This is a genomic window from Rhodococcoides corynebacterioides (assembly GCF_019834675.1).
Taxonomy (GTDB): domain Bacteria; phylum Actinomycetota; class Actinomycetes; order Mycobacteriales; family Mycobacteriaceae; genus Rhodococcoides; species Rhodococcoides corynebacterioides_A.
Genome location: NZ_JABUBU010000017.1, coordinates 19,410 through 38,924 on the forward strand (window position 1 = coordinate 19,410; position 19,515 = coordinate 38,924).

The 19,515-nt window shown below is 70.6% G+C and carries 19 protein-coding genes; 10 read left to right on the forward strand and 9 right to left on the reverse strand.

The features are described from left to right. Positions 1–4 precede the first annotated feature (4 nt). The 3 genes from HQ603_RS14795 (at position 5) to HQ603_RS14805 (ending at position 1,244) form a co-directional block, all read left to right on the forward strand. Positions 5–298, forward strand: a complete 294-nt coding sequence (locus tag HQ603_RS14795) for a hypothetical protein (RefSeq protein ID WP_222685376.1) — start codon at positions 5–7, stop codon at positions 296–298. A gap of 89 nt (positions 299–387) precedes the next feature. After that, entirely contained in the window at positions 388–687 is a 300-nt protein-coding gene (locus tag HQ603_RS14800; protein WP_222685377.1) for a hypothetical protein, read from the forward strand. Beyond that, on the forward strand, positions 669–1,244 hold the full coding sequence (locus HQ603_RS14805; RefSeq protein ID WP_222685379.1) for a hypothetical protein: 576 nt from the start codon (positions 669–671) through the stop codon (positions 1,242–1,244). The genes HQ603_RS14800 and HQ603_RS14805 overlap by 19 nt, the downstream gene beginning before the upstream one ends. On the opposite strand, the gene HQ603_RS14810 is transcribed toward HQ603_RS14805, so the two are convergent. Beyond that, positions 1,175–1,714: a YceI family protein gene (locus HQ603_RS14810; RefSeq protein ID WP_222685381.1), complete on the reverse strand. Its 540-nt coding sequence runs from the start codon at positions 1,712–1,714 to the stop codon at positions 1,175–1,177. The genes HQ603_RS14805 and HQ603_RS14810 overlap by 70 nt on opposite strands. A gap of 29 nt (positions 1,715–1,743) precedes the next feature. Continuing rightward, on the reverse strand, positions 1,744–2,646 hold the full coding sequence (locus tag HQ603_RS14815) for a hydroxymethylglutaryl-CoA lyase (protein ID WP_222685383.1): 903 nt from the start codon (positions 2,644–2,646) through the stop codon (positions 1,744–1,746). A gap of 125 nt (positions 2,647–2,771) precedes the next feature. Here HQ603_RS14815 and HQ603_RS14820 point away from each other — a divergent pair, with 125 nt between their 5' ends. Genes HQ603_RS14820 through HQ603_RS14840 form a run of 5 tightly spaced genes read left to right on the forward strand, consistent with a single transcriptional unit; the run spans position 2,772 to position 9,295 of the window. Then, the gene (locus HQ603_RS14820) at positions 2,772–3,452 is read left to right on the forward strand and encodes a GntR family transcriptional regulator (RefSeq protein ID WP_222685385.1); all 681 of its coding nucleotides are present in this window, start codon (positions 2,772–2,774) and stop codon (positions 3,450–3,452) included. After that, on the forward strand, positions 3,449–4,654 hold the full coding sequence (locus HQ603_RS14825; RefSeq protein WP_222685386.1) for a CaiB/BaiF CoA transferase family protein: 1,206 nt from the start codon (positions 3,449–3,451) through the stop codon (positions 4,652–4,654). Before HQ603_RS14820 ends, HQ603_RS14825 begins: the two co-directional genes overlap by 4 nt. Before the next feature lie 34 nt (positions 4,655–4,688). Then, positions 4,689–6,761 carry a hydantoinase/oxoprolinase family protein gene (locus HQ603_RS14830; protein WP_222685387.1) on the forward strand — a complete coding sequence of 691 codons (2,073 nt, stop codon included), beginning with the start codon at positions 4,689–4,691 and terminating at the stop codon, positions 6,759–6,761. A 27-nt stretch (positions 6,762–6,788) separates the two neighbouring features. Continuing rightward, positions 6,789–8,678 carry a hydantoinase B/oxoprolinase family protein gene (locus tag HQ603_RS14835; RefSeq protein ID WP_222685389.1) on the forward strand — a complete coding sequence of 630 codons (1,890 nt, stop codon included), beginning with the start codon at positions 6,789–6,791 and terminating at the stop codon, positions 8,676–8,678. Beyond that, on the forward strand, positions 8,675–9,295 hold the full coding sequence (locus HQ603_RS14840; RefSeq protein WP_308126548.1) for an isochorismatase family protein: 621 nt from the start codon (positions 8,675–8,677) through the stop codon (positions 9,293–9,295). The genes HQ603_RS14835 and HQ603_RS14840 overlap by 4 nt, the downstream gene beginning before the upstream one ends. On the opposite strand, the gene HQ603_RS14845 is transcribed toward HQ603_RS14840, so the two are convergent. Both HQ603_RS14845 and HQ603_RS14850 read right to left on the reverse strand, forming a co-directional pair. Continuing rightward, entirely contained in the window at positions 9,258–9,695 is a 438-nt protein-coding gene (locus HQ603_RS14845; RefSeq protein WP_222685391.1) for an MmcQ/YjbR family DNA-binding protein, read from the reverse strand. The genes HQ603_RS14840 and HQ603_RS14845 overlap by 38 nt on opposite strands. A gap of 25 nt (positions 9,696–9,720) precedes the next feature. After that, the gene (locus tag HQ603_RS14850) at positions 9,721–11,118 is read right to left on the reverse strand and encodes a GGDEF domain-containing protein (RefSeq protein ID WP_222685393.1); all 1,398 of its coding nucleotides are present in this window, start codon (positions 11,116–11,118) and stop codon (positions 9,721–9,723) included. Positions 11,119–11,284: 166 nt separating this feature from the next. On the opposite strand from HQ603_RS14850, the gene yczE reads away from it, so the two are divergent. After that, positions 11,285–11,950: a membrane protein YczE gene (gene yczE, locus HQ603_RS14855; RefSeq protein ID WP_371831061.1), complete on the forward strand. Its 666-nt coding sequence runs from the start codon at positions 11,285–11,287 to the stop codon at positions 11,948–11,950. Here yczE and HQ603_RS14860 read toward each other — a convergent pair. Further along, positions 11,896–12,285 (reverse strand): hypothetical protein, encoded by a 390-nt coding sequence (locus HQ603_RS14860; protein ID WP_222685397.1) that lies wholly within the window; start codon positions 12,283–12,285, stop codon positions 11,896–11,898. The two genes, yczE and HQ603_RS14860, sit on opposite strands and share 55 nt — an antisense overlap. Positions 12,286–12,428: 143 nt before the next feature. On the opposite strand from HQ603_RS14860, the gene HQ603_RS14865 reads away from it, so the two are divergent. Next, positions 12,429–13,130, forward strand: coding sequence for a type 1 glutamine amidotransferase domain-containing protein (locus HQ603_RS14865; RefSeq protein ID WP_222685400.1), 702 nt, complete (start codon positions 12,429–12,431; stop codon positions 13,128–13,130). A 7-nt stretch (positions 13,131–13,137) separates the two neighbouring features. On the opposite strand, the gene hglS is transcribed toward HQ603_RS14865, so the two are convergent. The 4 genes from hglS to nuoL are packed head-to-tail and all read right to left on the reverse strand — an operon-like array spanning position 13,138 to position 19,515. Next, positions 13,138–14,523: a 2-oxoadipate dioxygenase/decarboxylase gene (gene hglS / locus HQ603_RS14870; protein ID WP_222685401.1), complete on the reverse strand. Its 1,386-nt coding sequence runs from the start codon at positions 14,521–14,523 to the stop codon at positions 13,138–13,140. A gap of 13 nt (positions 14,524–14,536) precedes the next feature. Further along, positions 14,537–16,081: an NADH-quinone oxidoreductase subunit NuoN gene (nuoN, locus tag HQ603_RS14875; RefSeq protein ID WP_308126549.1), complete on the reverse strand. Its 1,545-nt coding sequence runs from the start codon at positions 16,079–16,081 to the stop codon at positions 14,537–14,539. Beyond that, positions 16,078–17,625 (reverse strand): NADH-quinone oxidoreductase subunit M, encoded by a 1,548-nt coding sequence (locus HQ603_RS14880; protein WP_222685403.1) that lies wholly within the window; start codon positions 17,623–17,625, stop codon positions 16,078–16,080. The genes nuoN and HQ603_RS14880 overlap by 4 nt, the downstream gene beginning before the upstream one ends. Beyond that, on the reverse strand, positions 17,626–19,515 hold the full coding sequence (gene nuoL, locus HQ603_RS14885) for an NADH-quinone oxidoreductase subunit L (RefSeq protein ID WP_222685404.1): 1,890 nt from the start codon (positions 19,513–19,515) through the stop codon (positions 17,626–17,628).

The window sequence follows — 19,515 nt, forward strand, 5'->3', positions numbered from 1 at the left end:
ACTGATGAGCCGACCGATCTCGAACCCCAAATACTGGGACGACCTCAAAGCGGAGGGTCGTGGACTCACGAACGAAGCGGAGGGAACCGAGCGCGATCTCGTTGTTCCCGATGCAGCAGCAGACCGGCTCGAGATGCGGCGACTGGCAGAGGAATACCGTGGTTCGGTCGGCGACACGCGCTACCGAGACCCACAGCGCCCGGAACACCAGTTACAGGACGTCATAGACGCCTATCGTCGACTGCATCCAGAGGCTTCCGAGGTCATCGGTCCGCGGGGACGAAAACGCCGTCGCTGATGTACTGAAATCAGAGTAATCGCGAAGTATGAGGTGCACGGGAATGCGTGGGTTCTGGTTCGAACCGTCACAGAATGGAACGGAATCAGATGAGCGTGGCGCGCGCACAAACAATCCAGATCTACCTGCCTTCGGGCAGTCCGGCAGGGCTGCGTATCGCCAGCATCACGACGCGTACTGTCCGTGTTTTCGAAATCCCTCGCCCGTTACTCGGCGATTTTCTCAGGCGGCCGGAATCTGCACAGGTCGGGGTCTATTTCCTGTTCGGCTCCGACTTGGACAACGCTGCGCAGTCCTACATCGGTCAGACGGGCAACGTCGGCGAACGACTGAACAGCACGCAAAGAGCAAAGATTTCTGGACGCGTTCGATGGTTGCGGTTTCGCTGACGAACGAGTGGACATCCACCCACGCTTCCTATCTGGAATGGTTGTCGATCGATCGGGCGACCAAAGCGGGTCGCTACCAGCTCGTGAACGGCAACCAGGCGTCGAATCCCCATACGCCCGAGCCGTTAGAAGCCGATTGCCACGAATTTCTCGAGACGATTGCTGTGTTGCTGGCAACGCTCGGCGCACCCATCCTGGAGCCGATCCTCGACCCGGTCAGTGTCGAAACGACGGCAACCGCCGAGACAATCGATACTCGAAATGAGGTCGGTGGGCTCCTCTACCTTCAGAACGCCGGTTGTCAAGGGCGTGGGCGTCTTACTGCGGAGGGCCTACTGGTGCTGAAGGGGTCGCGCGGTCGAGGCACAGTCACCGGCAGCGCGTCTGCGGCCCAGATCCGCCGCCGCGAAGCTCGGCAAGTCCCTCCGAATCGTGGAAACCACGCCCCGGAAAGCGGGGCCAAGGATCCACTATTCGAGCAGCGCCCTCACAACCCCGCGTCGAAGGTGACCACGACGTCGTCTACCACCTTCATGGCCCCGAACATCTGCGAGTAGGGCTCGATGCCGAAGTCGGTCTGGGTCACCGTGGTCTCGAAGGACGCCCGCCACTGCTCCTGCACCCGCGCCACCCGCAGGTCGACGGTGTGGGGACGCTCGGTGCCGTGGACGGTGAGCGATCCGGTCAGCCGGTAGCCCTCGTCGGTGCCCGTGACGTCGGTGCTGACGTAGCGGATGGTCGGGAAGTCCTTGCTGTGCAGCGTCTTCAGCGCGTTGGACCGGGCCATGGCCTTCTCCGGCCCGAACATCGGCGTGACCCCGCCCTCGCCGTGGGTGACGGTCAGCGAGTCCACGTCCACCGTCACGTCCACCCCGACCAGTTCGCCGGCCTTCTCCGAGACGGTGGCGGTCCACTCCCGCATCACCAGGGTCAACCGATGCCCCATCGACGACGCCTTGCCGGTGACGCCGGTCCGTACTTCCAGGACGTTGTCATCGGAGGCTCGGAGGGTCCGCGTGTCGGTCATCTTCGGACTGTAGCCACGCAGAGCCAGGACTACTCGAGGGCGCGCGGGAAGCCGCCCGCCCGGCCGAGCAGGGCAGGCACGTCCTCGCCGAGGGCCGAGCCCAACCAGCCCGCCGCGTCGACCAACCGGCCCATGTCGACGCCGGTGCGCACCCCGGACCGGTCGAGCGCGTAGATCAGGTCCTCGGAGGCGATGTTGCCCGTCGCTGCGGGGGCGAAGGGGCAGCCGCCGAACCCGCCGATCGAGGCGTCCAGCGCCGCGGCTCCCGTCTCCAGCGCGGTGAGGGCGTTGGCGTAGCCGGTGTTGCGGGTGTTGTGGAAGTGCCAGCGCTGCGGAACGCCGGGGGCGTTCGCGGTCGCGACCTCGGCCAGCGTGCGTACCTGTGCGGGAACGCCGACGCCGATGGTGTCGGCGATCGCGATCTCCGACGGCTCGGCCTCGGCGACCCGGGCGAGGATCCGGCCGATGTGCGCGGGATCCACCTCGCCGGAGAACGGGCAGCCGAACGACGCCGCCACGGTGACCGTCGCGAACAGCCCTGCGGCCCGGGCGTCCCGCACGATGTCGACGGCGGCCGCGATGCCCTCGTCGACGGAGCAGCCCTGGTTGCGACGGCTGAACTCCTCGGTGGACACCACCACCACGTTGACCTCGTCGACGGCGGCGGCGAGAGCGCGGTCGAGCCCGCGCCGGTTGAGCACCAACCCGATGTACGACGCCCCGCGGTCGCGGGGGAGCCCGGCCATCACGTCTTCTGCGCCGGCCATCTGCGGCACGCGGGCGGGATTGACGAAGCTCACGGCCTCGACGCGGCGGACGCCGGCGTCCAGAGCGCGCACGATCAGCTCGATCTTCTGCTCCACCGACAGGACGGTCTTCTCGTTCTGGAGCCCGTCGCGCGGGCCGACTTCCACCAGTTCCACCGCAGTCATGCGTCGATGGTCCACCTTGCATCGGTTGCATGCAATAGCGGAGCGAATATCGCCGTAAACCGGGACAGGGCCGATTTGTGGCCCTACATTGTGAACAATCCTCGACCTTGAAGGCGGATCGATCGATGACCAGGGCAGTGGATCGGGTGTACGCGCACCTCCGGGACGGCATCGTCGCGGGCTCGTACGAGCCGGGGTCCCGGCTCGGCGAGGTGGAGATCGCCGAGCTCACGGCCACGTCCCGCACGCCGGTACGAGAAGCCCTCCGTCGACTCGAGATGGAAGGTCTGGTGGAGGTGCTCCCCCACCGCGGGGCGCGGGTGCGGTCCTGGACCGCCGACGACCTCGACGAGATCTACGACCTCCGCATGAACCTCGAGGCCATGGCGGCGTCCCGCGCGGCGCGCCGCATCGACGGCAAGGACCTCGACCGGCTCGCCGAACTCTGCGACCTCATGGAAGCCGCGGCCGCGCAGGGCGCCGAGCAGCGGCTCGACCTCATGGCGCAGCTCAACGACGAGTTCCACGCCATCGTGCGCACCGCCGCGGCCAGCAGCCGCCTGATCTCGATGCTCGGCGCGGTGATCCAACTCCCGCTGGTGATGCGGACGTTCCACCGCTACGCGCCCGGCGACCTCGCGCGCAGCCACGCTCACCACCGCGACCTGGTGGCGGCGCTGCGCGCGGGGGACGAGACGTGGGCCGACTCCGTGATGCGTGCGCACGTTCGCGCGGCCAAACACGTTCTGCTGCAGTCCCTCGCACCCCCCGAGAACCCCGACACCACCCAGGAGCCCCGACGATGACCGAACCCTCCCCCGGCCCCCTGTCCGACCTTCGCGTGGTGGAGATGGGCCAGCTCCTCGCCGGGCCCTTCTGCGGCCAGCTGCTCGCCGATTTCGGCGCGGAGGTGATCAAGCTGGAGGCCCCCGGCGTCGGCGACCCGATGCGCCAGTGGGGCCGCGAGAAGCCCCACGGCCGCTCGCTCTGGTGGCCGGTGGTGGCGCGCGGCAAGAAGTCGGTCACCTGCAACCTCCGCAGCGAGGAAGGACAGGACCTGGCGCGGCGGATCATCGCCGACGCGGACATCGTGGTGGAGAACTTCCGCCCCGGCACGCTCGAGCGGTGGGGGCTGGGCTTCGAGCAACTGCGCGAGATCAACCCGCGGCTCATCATGGCGCGGGTGACCGGATACGGCCAGAACGGCCCCTACGCCCCGCGGGCCGGCTTCGGCTCCATCGGCGAGGCCATGGGCGGAATCCGGTACGTCACCGGCAATCCCGATCAGCCGCCGTCGCGGGCGGGCATCTCGCTGGGTGATTCGCTCGCCGCCGTCTTCGCGACCATCGGCGTCCTGTCCGCCCTGCACCACCGCGAGAGCAGCGGGCGTGGCCAGCTCGTCGACTCCGCGATCTACGAGGCCGTTCTCGCGATGATGGAGTCGCTGTTGCCGGAATGGGAGATCGGCGGCTACCAGCGCGAGCGCACGGGGTCGGTCCTGCCGAACATCGCCCCCAGCAACGTCTATCCCACCGAGGGCGGCGAGATGATTCTCGTGGCGGCGAACCAGGATTCGGTGTTCTCCCGGCTCGCGACCGCGATGGGTCGCACCGATCTGATCGAGAACCCGAAGTACCGCGACCACGCCTCGCGCGGGGTCAACATGGAGGAACTCGACGACGTCATCGGCGAGTGGACCGCCGCGCAGAAGACCGACGACGTGCTCGAGATCCTCCACGAGGCCGGGGTGCCCGCCGGCCGGATCTACACGGCGCGAGACATGTTCGCCGATCCGCACTTCGCCGCGCGTGAGGCCATCGTCCGACTCGCCCACCCCGAACTCGGCGACATCCCCATGGCCGGGGTGGTGCCGAAGCTCAGCGACACTCCCGGATCGGTCCGTCACGCGGGACCCGAACTGGGCGAACACAACTCCGATGTCTACGGCCGTCTGCTCGGCTTGTCCGACGCCGACCGCGACGCTCTCGCCGCCCGCGGCACCATCTGACCACCCCCGAGACCGGAAACCGGGAGAACCCCCCATGCGCTATCGACTCGGCGTCGACGTCGGCGGCACCTTCACCGACGTGCTCCTGCTCGAAGAATCCACCGGCACCACCTACCGCGCCAAGACGGCGTCGACGCCGGCGGATCAGTCCGTCGGCGTCCTCAACGGCATCGCGAAGGTGTGCGACGCGGCGGGCATCGACCCGTCGGACGTCGGCCAGGTGCTGCACGGCACCACCGTCGCCACCAACGCGATCCTCGAGGGCCGCGGCGCGCGGGTGGGCCTGGTCACCACCGACGGCTTTCGCCAGGTGCTCCAGATCGCGCGATCGTTCGTGCCGGGCGGACTGGCCGGGTGGATCATCTGGCCCAAGCCGGAACCCCTGGCCGCACTGGAGAACACGGTGGAGGTGGTCGGCCGCATCGCCGCCGACGGCAGCGAGGTGACCGCCCTCGACGAGCAGCAGGCGCGGGCGCAGCTGCGCACCCTCGCGGGCGCCGGCATCGAGGCCCTGACCGTCTCGCTCATCAACGCCTACGCCAACGACGCCCACGAGAAGCAGGTGGCCGCCTGGGCGGCGGAGGAACTGCCGGGCATCCCGGTGTCGCTGTCCAGCCACGTCCTGCCCGAGATGCGGGAGTACGAGCGCACGCTCACCACCGTCGCCAACAGCTACGTCCAGCCCGAGGTCTCGCGCTACGTGCGCAACCTGGACACCTCGCTCCGGGACCGCGGTATCACCGCTCCCCTGTCCATCCTGCGCAGCGACGGCGGTCTGGTGCAGTCCGCCAAGGCCGCGGAAGACCCGGTGTCCCTGTTGCTCTCGGGTCCGGCGGGCGGCGTGACGGGTGCTGTGTGGTTCGCCGAGCAGGCCGGCTACACCGATTTCCTCACGTTCGACATGGGCGGGACGTCGACGGACGTCGCGCTGGTGCTCGGCGGCGAGCCGCGGATCGGACGGGAGACCAAGGTCGGGGACCTGGCGGTCCGGGCGACCAGCGTCGACGTGCGGACCGTCGGCGCGGGCGGCGGCTCCATCGCCCACGTCCCGGAACTGACGAAGGCACTGCGGGTCGGTCCGCAGTCGGCCGGCGCCGATCCCGGCCCCGCCGCCTACGGGAACGGCGGGACCGCGCCCACGGTGACCGACGCCAACGTCGTGCTGGGCTACCTGCCGAGTGCGCTCGCGGGCGGTGAGGTGGCACTCGACGTCGAGGCCAGTCGCCGCGCCGTCGCCACCATCGCCGACGCGATGGGTCTGGAGAGCCCCGAGGCCGCGGCGTCGGGCATCGTCGACATCGTCAACGAGAACATGTTCGGCGCCCTGCGTCTGGTGAGCGTGCAGCAGGGCTACGACCCCCGGGACTTCGCCCTGGTGTCGTTCGGCGGCGCCGGTCCGCTGCACGCCAATGCCCTCGGCCGCCTCACCGGCTCGTGGCCGGTGATCGTGCCGCCGTCCCCGGGCGTGCTCTGCGCCTACGGCGACGCGACGACGTGCGTGCGAGACGAGAGCGCCCGCACCATGATTCGCGCGTTCGCCGACCTCACCGACGACGACCTGTCGAGCGCGTTGCGCGATCTCGCCGAGACGGCGGCGCAGCGGCTCTCGGCGGAGGGGGTGCCACCGGAGCAGCAGACCGCGAAGTACCAGGTCGACCTGCGCTACCAGGGCCAGGGCTTCGAGATCCCGGTCGACGTCGACGCGGCCGCGCTGGACCGTCCGGGACTGCTGAGCACCCTCGGTGAGTCCTTCGACACCGAGCACCAGCGGCTCTTCTCGTTCCTGTTGAAGAACGAGCGCGAGGTGATCAACCTCCGCGTCACGGTCAGCGGGCCGCGGCCGGACGTCACGGTGGCCCCGCTGGCCGAGGCCACCGGGGACCCGGAACCGGTGTCCACCACCGAGGTCTGGATGGACGGGGAGTTCGTGACCGCCCCCGTGCACGACCGCACACGCCTGCTCGCCGGGCACGTCGTCACGGGGCCCGCCGTGATCACCGAGATGGACTCGACCACCTTGGTCCTGTCCGGACACGCCGCCACCGTGCATCCCAGCGGCAGCCTTCTCCTCGCCCCGGTGGATCACGCCGGACCCGAATCGCGCTGAGTCGCAACCCGATCAGGAGCATCCACCATGGCTACCATCGTCGAGACCTCGCAGACCCCGTTCACCACCGTTCCCGTCGACCCCATCACCCTCGACATCATCGAAAACGCGCTGCGCAACGCCCGCGCGGAGATGGACGAAGTCCTCTTCCGGACCGCTCTCTCCCCCGGCATCCGGGAGCAGCACGACGAGTTCCCGCTCATCGCCGACCCCAGCGGCAAGATGGTCGTCGGTCAGTTCGGGCTGTCCGTCCCGGACTTCCTGGACAACTTCGACGGCACCGTCGGCGAGGGCGACATCCTGCTCACCTCCGACCCGTACGCGTGCGGGGCAGCGATCAGTCACGCCAACGACTGGTTGATCGTCATGCCGATCTTCCACAGCGGCCGGGTGGTGGGCTGGTCGTCGATGTTCGGTCACATGTCCGACGTGGGCGGCAAGACGCCGTCGTCCATGCCGACCGACGCGCACACCATTTACGAAGAGGGCGTGATCATTCCGCCGTTCAAGCTCTACAGCGCCGGCGAGATGAACGACACCGCACTCGACATCATCCTCAACCAGGTACGCAAGCCCGATTGGAACCGCGCGGACCTCAACGGACTCGTCGCGGCGTGCAGCACCGCGGCCCGGCGCATCGTCGAGCTGTGCGACCGGTTCGGCGTCGACGTCTACCTCTCCGCCCTCGACGCGCTGCTCGAGCGGAACTACCAGGCGATGAAGGTGTTGCTGGCCACGCTCTTCGTCGACGGGGAGACCATCGAGTTCTCCGACTTCATCTGCGACGACGGATGTGGTTACGGCCCCTACGAACTCACCATCGAGCTGACTCGCCACGGCGAGAAGATCCACCTCGACTTCTCGAAGAACGCACCGCAGGCCGTCGGGCCGATCAACTACTTCATCAACGAGAATCTCGTCCGGATGTTCTTCGGCATCTACGTGATCACCGTCGCCGATCCCCAGATCCTGTGGAACGACGGCTTCTACCCGCTGATCGACGTCACCATCCCGGAGGACTCGTTCTGGAAACCCCGGTACCCGGCGGCGCTCAACGGCCGCAACCACGGCATCGGGCGCGTCTTCGACCTGTTCGGCGGGCTGCTCGGCAAGAACAACCCCAGCATCCTCAACGCGGCCGGCTTCTCCTCGTCCCCGCACTTCATGTACTCCGGGCACTACGACGGCGGGGCGCGCGACGGCGAGTGGTTCCAGCTGTACTCCATCGGATTCGGCGGCATCCCCGGTCGGCCGATGGGCGACGGTCCGGACGGGCATTCGCTGTGGCCGTCGTTCGTCAACATCCCGTGCGAGTACCTGGAGTCCTACTACCCCTTGCGGATCGAGCGGTGGGAGACCATCGCCGACACCGGCGGTGCGGGTCTGCACCGCGGCGGCAACGGGGTGGACGTGGCGTACCGGTTCGAGGAGCCGGGCACCATCGCGATCCACGACGACCGCTGGCTCACCTACCCCTGGGGGGTCAACGGCGGTAAACCCGGTGCGCGCGGGCGCAAGTGGATCGAGCGTGCCGACGGCACCACCGAGATCCTGGCGAGCAAGGTGCACGACGTCCCGGTGGCGCGGGGCGACGTCCTGCACTTCGTGACGTGGGGCGGCGGCGGGTGGGGCGACCCCACCGAACGGGACGCGGAGCTCGTCGCCCTCGAGGTCCGTCGCGGCCTGATCACGCCGGACGGGGCGGCGTCGGGTTACGGCGTCGTGTGCGACGCGGCCGGCACCGTCGACGTCGACGCGACCACGGCGCGTCGTGCCGAGCTGGTCGAGGCACGCGGCGAGACCACGGTGTTCGACAAGGGACCGGACATCGCCGACATCCTCGCCCGCTGCGAGGAGGAGACGGGCCTGCCCGCCCCGCGTCCGCCGGTGAACGTCCGCAAGGCGGTGCGCGCGTGAGCGAGCCGATGGAGTCCTACCGCGCGTCGGGCTTCGGTGGTGAGCTGGGGCCGGGCCGACGCGCGGCGGTGCTGGTGATCGACGTCGTCCAGGCCTACCTGGTGGACTCGTCGCCGATGCGGGCGCCGGTGGACGACGCGGTGGCCGCGGCGGCGCGCCTGGTGGAGGCGGCGCGGGGCCGCGACGTGCCCGTCGTCTTCACGCGGGTGAGCTACGGCAAGGGCGGGGTCGACGGCGGTCTGTTCACGCGAAAGATACCGTCCCTCAGCGTGTTCGAGGAGGGCTCGGCACTGGCCGAGTTCCCGCCCGAGCCCGCTCCGCTCCCCGGCGAGGTGGTGGTGACCAAGCAGTACGCCAGTGCGTTCTTCGGCACCTCGCTCGCGGCCACCCTGACCGCGGACGGCGTCGACACGCTCTACCTCTGCGGTCTGACCACCAGCGGCTGCGTGCGCGCGAGTGCGACCGACGCGCTGCAGCACGGGTTCCGGCCGCGCGTGGTGGCCGACGCGTGCGGTGACCGCGCGGGCGGGATGCACGAGGCGAATCTGCTCGACCTGCGCGCCAAGTACGCGGACGTGATCACTCTGGAGGAGGCGATTCTCGCCTTCGACCGGTAGCGAGTCTCCGCACCAGGGCGTCCTCGTGCTCGCGGCGTAGCCGGACGGGTGCGCGCACCAGCCAGGCCTCCACGACCACCTCCCGCAGGAGGGTCGGGGACACGGCCTCGAGGCGCACCAGAACCGCCGCGTAGCCGTCGAAGTGCGAGACGGTGAAGAACACCGTGGGGTCGTCGTCGATCAGAGCCCGCTTCTCGCCCTCGTCGGCGACGCGGGCGCCGAGCACGGGACCCGTCGGGGCGTCGTCGCCGAGTTCGTCGAGATCCGCGGCACCGAGCGGGCGGTCCCAGACGAACGACTTGCCCTTCACCCGCCACGCGGGCGCGCCACCGTACGAGGCGTGCTCGTCGGTCTCCGGCAGCGACAGCGCGATCCGGCGGACGTCGTCCCACTCGGCCATGACCTGCAGCGTAGTGCGGTTCGGGTCAGGTCAGGGTCACCGCGACGACGGTGTTGCGGCCGCCGCGCTTGGCGTCGTAGAGCGCGCGGTCGGCGGTGTCGAGCAGCGGGGACACCGACGCCGGCGCCGCGGGCGCCCAGGCGAGTCCGATGCTCACCGTGGCGGTGCGGGTGCTGAGCAGGTGCAGTCGTTCGTGGTCGCGGCGAATGGTGTCGGCGACGGCGGTGGCGTCCTCGTGGTCGGCCATCGGGAGCAGGACCGCGAATTCCTCCCCGCCGATGCGCCCGGCGACGGCGCCGTCGGGCAGGGCGGAGAGGATGCAGCCGGCGGAGCGGACCAGAGCCACGTCGCCCGCCGCGTGCCCCATGGTGTCGTTGATCGTCTTGAAGTCGTCGAGGTCGAGCATCAGCAGGGCCACCGGCTGCGCGCCGTCGACCAGCGTGTTGAGGCGCCGCTGACTGCGTCGGAGGAACGCCGCGCGCGACAGGGTGCCGGTGAGGCTGTCGTACTCGAGGGCCTCGTGCAGCTTGTTCTGAACCGCCATCCGGTCCAGCGTCACCGCCGCGACGAGCAACGGACCGAGCGCGACCAGCGCCACGGACAGGGTGGCGACGGGACTCTGCGTTGCCTCCCCGGCCCCCAGCACACCCACGCGCCCGGCGATCAACAGGTTCCACCCCGCCCAGCACGCGGTGAGCAGGGCGGTACCGGAAAACGGGATTCGGGTGGCGCACCAGAGCAGGGCGGGCAGCGGCAGCGCCACCAGGAGCGGGCCGTCCGCCACCATGCCGGCGATCATCAGGGTCACGGCGACCACGATGGGCACCGCCACCGTCCACGCGACCGACGAGAACACCCGCGGCGACGGCGGCCGCCACGGTCCGCCCGACCGGACCGACAGCAGGATCGTCGTCACCAGCAGGTAGCTGACGAACTCGGACGAGAACCACGCCGTCGGCGACACCGTGGGTGTGACATCCACCAACAACCCCGACAGCACCGTCGCGATCGTGGCGGAGGTGATCGACGCCACGACGATGCCGATCGACAGCCGCGCGAACGCGGGCGACCCGGTGAGCAGGAGCGGCTCGGACCGACGCCAACGCACGGTCAGGGCTCCGGCGACGACGCCGACGGCGTTCGCCGCGTTGAGCACCGCCGCCGCGTAGGGGTCGGTTCCGCTGACCAGATCGGCGGCGACGCATCCGACGAAGAGGGCGACGACGGACGTCGCCCGCAGGTAGTGCGGCCAGCGGACGACGAGCGCGAGGGCGACGGCGTTGGCGAACCAGATCGACGCCAGCAGTCCGGGCGGTCGGGTGTGGATGCCGAGCAGGGCGGCCAGGAAGACGACGGCGGCCACGGACGCCGGATCGAGGATCGATCGCGGTATCGGCGGTAGCGGCACCTTCGGCGCAGGCATCGGGAGTCCTTCGATCGAGAAGGAACCCCCGGTCCTCGGCCGTCACTGCTGACGGGCGAGTTGTTCCCAGCTCAGCCTTTGTGGTCTCGCACAGTATTCACGACCGGGCATCACCGGTCCACTCTCGGCGGGTGGCCTGCAGACAGCACGGCCGACGAGGACGACACTGAGCGGTATGCACATCTCGACGGGGTCGCTCCCGACGCGACTGACCCTGCTGTTCGTCGGGTTGTTCCTGTACGGGTTCTCGATGGCGATGATGATCGCCGGCGGCCTCGGCCTGAACCCGTGGGACGTCCTGCACCAGGGTCTCGCGCACCGCACCGGCGCCAGCTTCGGCACGATCACCGCCTGCGTGGGCGCCGTCGTCCTCCTGCTGTGGATCCCGCTGCGCCAACGACCGGGCGTCGGCACCGTCGCGAACATCGCGGTCATCGCGGTGTCGGTCGATCTGACGTCGGCCTGGCTGCCCGACGACGCCGCGCTCCCGGTGCGCTCGGCCCTGCTGGTGGGAGGCGTCGCGATCAACGCCGTCGCCACCGCGATGTACATCTCGGCGGGCATGGGCCCGGGCCCGCGCGACGGCCTCATGACGGGCATCGTGGGGCGCACCGGCTGGTCCGTGCGGGTCATCCGCACCGGCATCGAGGTGTCGGTCCTCGCGGTGGGCTGGGTCCTCGGCGGCACCGTCGGCGTGGGCACCGTGCTCTACGCGCTGGCGATCGGCCCGCTGGTGCAGCTCTCGGTGTGGCTGATGGGCCGACCGGCGCGCCGGGCTCAGTCCGTGCCGGGGTCGATGCCCGCGGCGAGCACGCCCACGGACACGCCGTAGGGAAGGAAGCGCACCTTGCGACACGGGTCGACGTTGTCCCGGTGCGCCCGCAGCGCGTCGAGCTCGGTGGCGAAGACCTGATCGATGCCGGCGGAACCGTCGTCGTCGATCGTGTAGATCACCCACACGCCGTCGCCCTTCTCGCCGGTGGTCGTCGGCGCGGGTGCGGGGGCCCCGGTGGCCGTGAACATGCTGGCGAGGTTGCCCAGCGGGTTGCCGCCGGTGCCCGCGTTCCGCATGGCCTGGCCCAGCAGGTCACGCAGCCCGTCGCTCGCCTCGCGCGCGACGCGCTCGAAGTCCTCGGGATCGAAGCCGAACTGTCCGTTGCCGCTCATGGTGCACCTTCCGGGGGAATCGGGATCTGCCGTTCTCGGTCCCCGTTCAACGTCCGACGGCGCCCGCGCGTTCCCCGGCAGCGGATTGTGGGTATGCGGGCAGGGTTCCCCCATTTCTTCTTCACGGATCGAGGACCCATTCCATGACGACGTTGCTGTTCGTGGTGACCGGCGCAGACCACTGGACGTTGAAGGACGGATCGACGCACCCCACCGGCTATTGGGCGGAGGAACTGGTCGCCTCCCACCGCACGTTCGTCGACGCCGGCTGGGACGTCGTCGTGGCCACCCCGGGCGGGGTTAGCCCGACCGTCGACCAGGGCTCGCTCGCCGTCGACGCCAACGGTGGCGACGAGAGCAAGGTCGCGGAACTGAAGCAGTACCTCGCCGACATCGACGACGTGCTCGCCGCGCCGGCGAAGCTCGAGGACCAGACGGCGTCGTCGTTCGACGTGGTGTTCGTCCCCGGCGGCCACGGCCCCATGGAGGACCTGGCGGTCTCCCCCGTCTTCGGCTCGTTGGTCACCGAGTTCCTCGACAGCGGCAAGGTGGTCTCGGCCGTCTGCCACGCACCCGCTGCGCTGCTGGCCGCGACGCGGCACGACGGCTCGTGGCCCTTCGCCGGCTACGAGCTGACCGGCTTCACCAACACCGAGGAGGAGCAGGCCGGGCTCGCCGACAAGGCGCCGTGGCTGCTCGAGACCCGGCTGCGGGAGGGCGGCGCGTCGTTCTCCTCCGGCGAGGCGTGGTCGCCGCACGTGGTGGTGGACCGCACCGTCTACACCGGCCAGAACCCGGCCTCGACGGCGCCGTTGGCCGAGCGGGTGGTGGCGGCGCTCAGCTGACCCCCCGCTACCGATCTCCCGGCAGTACCGGGGTGGTCGGCAGCCCCCAGTGCGCGGTGACGGCGTCGAACGAGGCGGCGCGCTCGGCGTCGTACAGCGCGTAGGGGTCGTGGATCGTCCGACCGGCGGCACCCTCGAGCCACGCGAGATCGACTGCGGCGCCGTCGGACTCGTCGTCACGGCGGCTCGACCCGGTGAGGTTGGAGGCGAAGATGCCGGCGGCCGACGCGGGGAGGAAGTCCTCGTAGACGATCGGCGCGGCGACGGCCCAGCCGCCGTCGAGGAGTTCCGCGACGGTGGTCGGGACGGGCCCGTCGGGCCGCTCCGATCCGGGCGCGAGAGTGAAGTAGGCGAGGTCGGCGTCGAGCATGCCGCGTTCGGTGGCGGGGGCGGCGGCGCGCCACGTCGCCGCGGCGTCACCGGGTTCGGTGAGCAGGCGGTCGTAGAGCGCGCGGCCACGCGGGGTGGCGGCCACACCCCGTGCCTCCACCTCGCCGAAGCGCACGCGCAGAGTGTCGTCGGTGACGCTCCCGTCCGCCTCGCGGAACCGCCGCGGTTCCGCCAGGGCGCGGAACGACGTCTGGCGGAGCAGCAGGTCCGGCCCACCCCACCGCGGTGGGCCCTGGATCTCGTCGATCATCTCGATCCCCCGCGCCTGCATGCGCGCATAGAGGTCGTCGATGTCCAGGACGCGGGGCGTCAGGTGGTTGATGTGCGTACTGCCGACCCCGCCGATGTCCGCGGCGACGGACGACACCTGCGACAGCTCGCCGTACCAGGCGCGATCCACCGCATCCGGGGACAGCGCGAAGGCGGCGGTGGCGGCGACGAGGAAGACCTCGGCGTCGTCGGCGTCCAGCCCGCCGTCCCGTTCCGCCCGCCGCGCGAGGTCCACGAGGTGGGGAGCGAACAGCGTTCGGCGGGAGAGGAACTCACGGAGACGGGTGGTGAGGTCGGGTGTGAAGAACCGCCGATCGTCGACCACCAGCAGCGAAGTGAACACCCGGAACGGATTGCGCGCCAGCTCGTCTCGGGCGACGGGTCGGAAGGCGGTGGAGACCACCGGCACCGCCGCGGCCGTCTCGCGCAGGTCGTAGAACCCCACCGGATGCATGCCCATGGCCCCGAACACCGTGGCCACGGCGGCGAGTTCCGCCGGCGTGCCCACCCGGATCGCGCCGTGCCGCTCGGCCGTCACCCGCTCGATCGACCCGAGCCGTTCCGCGTCCTCGCCGCGCGTGGCCAGGACGTCGGCGTTGACCTCGCGGGCCACGTCGACCAGCGTCGTGTACGCGGGCACCTCCCGGCTGTACAGCGCGGACAGCCGGGCGGCGAACGCGGTGCGCAGCGCGGTGGCGTCGACCCGGTCGCGGTGGGGCGCAGAGACGGTCATGATCGGCAGCCTGTCACCTCGCGAGCAGCGCCGCCGCCCGATCCGCCAGGTCCAACAGGGGCTGCGGGAACACACCCAGCGCCACGGTGACGACGGCGGCCGCGCCCACGACCACGCCGACCCCCGGGCCGGCGTCGACGGTGGGCGGAGAGTCCTGCGCCGGGGTGAAGAACAGCACCACGATCACCCGCACGTAGAACGACGCGGCGACGGCGCTCGACAGCACGCCGACCACGACGAGCGCGGCCCCGCCCTCCGACAGGGCGGCTTCGAACACGGCGAACTTGCTGGTGAAACCACTGGTCAAGGGAATGCCGGCGAAGGCCAGCAGGAACAGGGCGAACGCGCCCGCGAGCAGCGGGGACCGGCTGCCGAGCCCGGCCCACCGGTCGACGGCGGTGGCGGGACCGCCGCCGTCACGCACGGCGCACACCACGGCGAACGCGCCGAGCGTGCTCACGGCGTACGCCGCCAGGTAGAACAGGGTCGCGGCGATGCCCGCCTCGCCCGCCACCACGCCGGTGAGCAGGAACCCCGCGTGCGCGACGGACGAGTACGCCAGCATGCGGACCACGTCGGTCTGCGTGACGGCGACGACGGCGCCCACCACCATCGTCGCGATCGCCACCGCCCACAGCATCGGCCGGATCTGGTCCTCCAGCGCCGGGGCGGCGACCACGAGAACGCGCACGAGCGCCCCGAACGCGGCCACCTTGGTGGCCGCCGCCATGAACGCGGTCACCGGGACGGGCGCGCCCTGGTAGACGTCGGGAACCCACGAATGGAACGGCACCGCACCGACTTTGAACAGCAGACCGACGGCGACGAGCCCGACGCCCATGACGCCGAGCAGGGGGTCGGTCGCCTGCCCGGACTCGGCGGCGGCCGCGATCCCGGCCAGGTCGACCGTGCCGGCGTACCCGTAGAGCAGGGCCACACCGAAGAGGAAGAACGCCGACGAGAACGCGCCGAGCAGGAAGTACTTGAGCGAGGCCTCCTGGGAGAGCAGCCGACGCCGCCGGGCCAACCCGCAGAGCAGGTACAGCGGCAGGGAGAGCACCTCGAGGGCGACGAACATCGTCAGCAGGTCGGCCGAGGCGGGCAGGACCATCATGCCGCCGGCGGCGAACAGCGTGAGCGGGTAGACCTCGGTGCGCGTCACGCGGGCCGTGACCGCGCGGGCCTCCGCGAGACTGCCGGGGACCACCGACGCCTGCGGGGTGAACGCGTCGACGCGGTCGGTCTCCGGGTGTTCGACGGTGCGGTGCGCGACCAGCACGATCGCCCCGGCGGTGACCACCACGAGAATGCCCTGCAGGACCAGCGTGACGCCGTCCACGGCGAGCGATCCGGCGACGACGACGTCCTCGGCGCCGGCCAGTCCCACGACGGCCGCGAGCGCCGCGGCGAGCGCGCCGAGGGACAGGATCAGGTGGGCGCGGCGGCGCGCCGCGGCCGGGACGAACGCGTCGACCAGCACGCCGACCACGGCCGCCCCCAGCACGATGATCATGGGGGACAGCAGGGCGTACTCGAGGGACGGAGTCGGAACGGTCACGGGGCTGCCACTCCTTGCTCGGCCGGCTGGACCGACGTGCGGTCCACGGCCGGGGTGATGACGTCGAGCATGGGCTTGGGATAGACCCCGAGGCCGATCACGAGCACGAGAAGCGGTGCGACGACGACGAGTTCGCGCGGAACCAGGTCACGGATGCGTCGGTCCGCCTCGGTGGTCGGTCCCGTCATGACCCGTTGGTAGAGCCACAGGATGTACACCGCGGACAGGACCAGGGCGACGGCGGCGACCACCGCGGCGGCCTCGTACCGGGCGTACGTACCCACCAGGACCAGGAATTCGCTGACGAACGGGGCGAGGCCCGGCAGGGACAGCGTGGCCAGGCCGGCGACCAGGAACGTGCCGGCCAGGACGGGTGCGGTGCGGCCGACTCCGCCGTAGTCCGCGATCCGGGCGGTCCCCCGACGCGCGACGAGGAACCCGGCCACCAGGAACAGGGCGGCCGTGGCGATGCCGTGGTTGAGCATGTACAGCGTGGCACCGGCCTGCGCCTGCGCGGTGAGGGCGAAGATGCCGAGCACGATGAACCCGAAGTGCGAGATCGACGTGTAGGCGACGAGGCGCATCATGTCCGTCGAGCCGATCGCCAGGATCGCCCCGTAGACGATTCCGATCACCGCGAGCCCGACGATCCACGGCGCGAACGTGGCCGAGGCGTCGGGGAAGAGCTGCAGGCAGTACCGCAGCATGCCGAACGTGCCCACCTTGTCCACGACGGCCATCATGAGTACCGCTGTGGCGGGGGTGGATTCGACGGCCGCACCCGGCAACCAGGTGTGCAGCGGCCAGAGCGGCGCCTTGACCGCGAAGGCCACCAGGAAGCCGAGGAAGATCGCGTTGATCACGCCGGGACTCGCGCCGAGGTCACCGGTGGACGCGGCGTCGGCGATGGCGCGGACGTCGAACGTCCCGGCCGAGAACGGTGACCCCTCGGCGGCGGTGACGGCGTAGAGGCCGATGACCGCCGCCAGCATCACCAGGCCACCGGCGAGGTTGTAGAGCAGGAACTTCACCGCGGCGGCCCGTGCGGCGCCGACTCGCGGACCGAAGCCGCCGACGAGGAAGTACATCGGCACCAGCATGGCCTCGAAGAACACGTAGAACAGCAGGATGTCGAGGGAGAGCAGCGAGACCAGCACCATCGACTCGACCACGAGGATGAGCGCCACGTAGGTGTGCGGGCGGCGGGACGCCGCGCCGTGGTCGTCGTTCGTCGGCGCGACGTCCCGCCACCCGGCGAGCAGCAGCAGCGGGACCAGCACCGTGGTCAGGAGCACGAGGGTGAGGGCGACGCCGTCGATCCCCAGGACGTATCCGGCGCCGAATCGCGGTATCCAGGTGGCCGATTCGACGAACTGGTAGCCGGGCGCACCGGGGACGAACCGCACCGCGACCACCACCGACAGCGCGCACGCGGCGAGGGAGACGACCAGGGCGACCACCTTGGCCGCGGCCGCCGACCCGCGCGGGACGACCAGAGCGGCCGCGGCGCCGAGCAGCGGCAGGACCCACAGTGCGGTGAGCATCTACGACCCCGATCCGAGTGCGAGCGTGACGGCGAGAACCAGGACGGCGCCGCCGAACATCGACAGCGCGTAGGTGCGGACGAATCCGTTCTGCAGCAGCCGGAGTCGCTCCGACGCCGCCCGAACGGTGGCCGTCACGGCGCCGACCGCACCGTCCACGCCCACCTCGTCGAGCCGGACGACGCCGGCCGTCAGGCGTTGCCCGGGACGCATCGCGATCGCCTCGTTGAGGTCGTCGCCGTAGAGGTCCCGACGGGCGGCGCGGGTGAGGCGGTTCCCGGTCGGAGCGGTCACCGGGACGTCGCGGCGGGCGTACTGCCGGACGGCGAGTCCGACGCCGACCGCCACGGTCACCAGGACGATCGTGGTCACGACCCAGACGGGGACGAGGTGCGCGGGCTCGTGCTCGCCGACCACCGGGGCCAGCCACCCCGAGAGCCGATCCCCCACGGCCAGAACGGCTCCGGCGCCGACGGACCCGATCGCGAGGATCACCATCGGCGCGTTCATCGAGGCGGGAGCCTCGTGGGGGTGCACCCCGTCGGCGTTCCAGCGGGCTCGGCCGCCGAAGGTGAGGATCACGACCCGCGTCATGTAGAACGCCGTGATGCCGGCGCCGAGGATCGTGGCGCCGCCGAGGAGCACGCCCCGCACTCCGCCCTCGTCCAGCGCGGCCTCGATGATGCCGTCCTTCGACCAGAACCCCGCGAACGGAGGCACGCCGATGATGGCGAGGTAGGCCAGTCCGAACGTGACGGCGGTGACGGGGAGGACGCGTGCGAGCCCGCCGTAGCGTCGCATGTCGGTCTCGTCGTTCATCGCGTGCATGACCGACCCGGCGCCGAGGAACAGGCCCGCCTTGAAGAAGCCGTGCGTCAGCAGGTGCATGATCGCGACGGCGTATCCGGCGGGACCGAGGCCGGCGGCGAGGACCATGTAGCCGATCTGGCTCATCGTCGACGCCGCGAGTGCCTTCTTGATGTCGTCCTTGGCGCAGCCGATGATCGCGCCGGCCAGCAGCGTCACCGCGCCGACGGCCACCACCGCCGTCTGCGCCGCGGGCGCGGCCTCGAAGATCGCGCCGGACCGGACGATCAGGTAGACCCCGGCCGTCACCATGGTGGCCGCGTGGATCAGCGCGGACACCGGGGTGGGGCCCTCCATCGCGTCGCCGAGCCACGACTGCAGCGGCACCTGTGCGGACTTACCGCACGCGGCGAGGAGCAGGAGCAACCCGAGCGCCGTCGTGGTGCCCTGGCCGAGTTCGGTGCCGGCGGCGGCGAAGACCGCGTCGTAGGACACCGACCCCACCTCGGCGACCATGATCATGAGGGCGACGGCCAGCCCGATGTCGCCGACGCGGTTGACGACGAACGCCTTGCGCGCGGCCGTGGCCGCCGACGGCTTGTGGGACCAGAACCCGATGAGCAGGTACGACGCGAGGCCGACACCTTCCCACCCGAGGTAGAGGCCGAGAAAGTTGTCGGCCATGACCAGGACGAGCATCGCGGCGACGAACAGGTTCAGGTAGGCGAAGAACCGCCGCCGGTGCGGGTCGTCCCGCATGTAGGCCATGGAGTAGACGTGGACCAGACCGCCGACTCCGGTGATGAGGAGGACGAAGCAGATCGACAGCGGGTCGAGGGCCAGGCCGGCGTCGACCGACAGGTTCGGCGCGGGGACCCAGGAGAACAGGACGGCACCGACGCGCCGCTCGTCGACCGGTCGATCCAGCATCGAGACGAACGCGGCCACCGCGAGCCCGAAGGACGCGAACACCAGCGCGGTGGCGAGGACGTGGCCCCACCGGTCGGTCCGACGACCACTTAGCAGGAGCGCCGCGGCGCCGAGCAGCGGGAGGCCGGGGAGCAGAGCGAGCGACGTGCCCAC

Bases quoted from the DNA above. Each gene is read 5' to 3' on its own strand.
- HQ603_RS14795 (WP_222685376.1), top strand. From the start codon at position 5: ATGAGCCGACCGATCTCGAACCCCAAATACTGGGACGACCTCAAAGCG.
- HQ603_RS14800 (WP_222685377.1), top strand. From the start codon at position 388: ATGAGCGTGGCGCGCGCACAAACAATCCAGATCTACCTGCCTTCGGGC.
- HQ603_RS14805 (WP_222685379.1), top strand. From the start codon at position 669: ATGGTTGCGGTTTCGCTGACGAACGAGTGGACATCCACCCACGCTTCC.
- HQ603_RS14810 (WP_222685381.1), bottom strand. From the start codon at position 1,714: ATGACCGACACGCGGACCCTCCGAGCCTCCGATGACAACGTCCTGGAA.
- HQ603_RS14815 (WP_222685383.1), bottom strand. From the start codon at position 2,646: ATGACTGCGGTGGAACTGGTGGAAGTCGGCCCGCGCGACGGGCTCCAG.
- HQ603_RS14820 (WP_222685385.1), top strand. From the start codon at position 2,772: ATGACCAGGGCAGTGGATCGGGTGTACGCGCACCTCCGGGACGGCATC.
- HQ603_RS14825 (WP_222685386.1), top strand. From the start codon at position 3,449: ATGACCGAACCCTCCCCCGGCCCCCTGTCCGACCTTCGCGTGGTGGAG.
- HQ603_RS14830 (WP_222685387.1), top strand. From the start codon at position 4,689: ATGCGCTATCGACTCGGCGTCGACGTCGGCGGCACCTTCACCGACGTG.
- HQ603_RS14835 (WP_222685389.1), top strand. From the start codon at position 6,789: ATGGCTACCATCGTCGAGACCTCGCAGACCCCGTTCACCACCGTTCCC.
- HQ603_RS14845 (WP_222685391.1), bottom strand. From the start codon at position 9,695: ATGGCCGAGTGGGACGACGTCCGCCGGATCGCGCTGTCGCTGCCGGAG.
- HQ603_RS14850 (WP_222685393.1), bottom strand. From the start codon at position 11,118: ATGCCTGCGCCGAAGGTGCCGCTACCGCCGATACCGCGATCGATCCTC.
- HQ603_RS14860 (WP_222685397.1), bottom strand. From the start codon at position 12,285: ATGAGCGGCAACGGACAGTTCGGCTTCGATCCCGAGGACTTCGAGCGC.
- HQ603_RS14865 (WP_222685400.1), top strand. From the start codon at position 12,429: ATGACGACGTTGCTGTTCGTGGTGACCGGCGCAGACCACTGGACGTTG.
- hglS (WP_222685401.1), bottom strand. From the start codon at position 14,523: ATGACCGTCTCTGCGCCCCACCGCGACCGGGTCGACGCCACCGCGCTG.
- HQ603_RS14880 (WP_222685403.1), bottom strand. From the start codon at position 17,625: ATGCTCACCGCACTGTGGGTCCTGCCGCTGCTCGGCGCCGCGGCCGCT.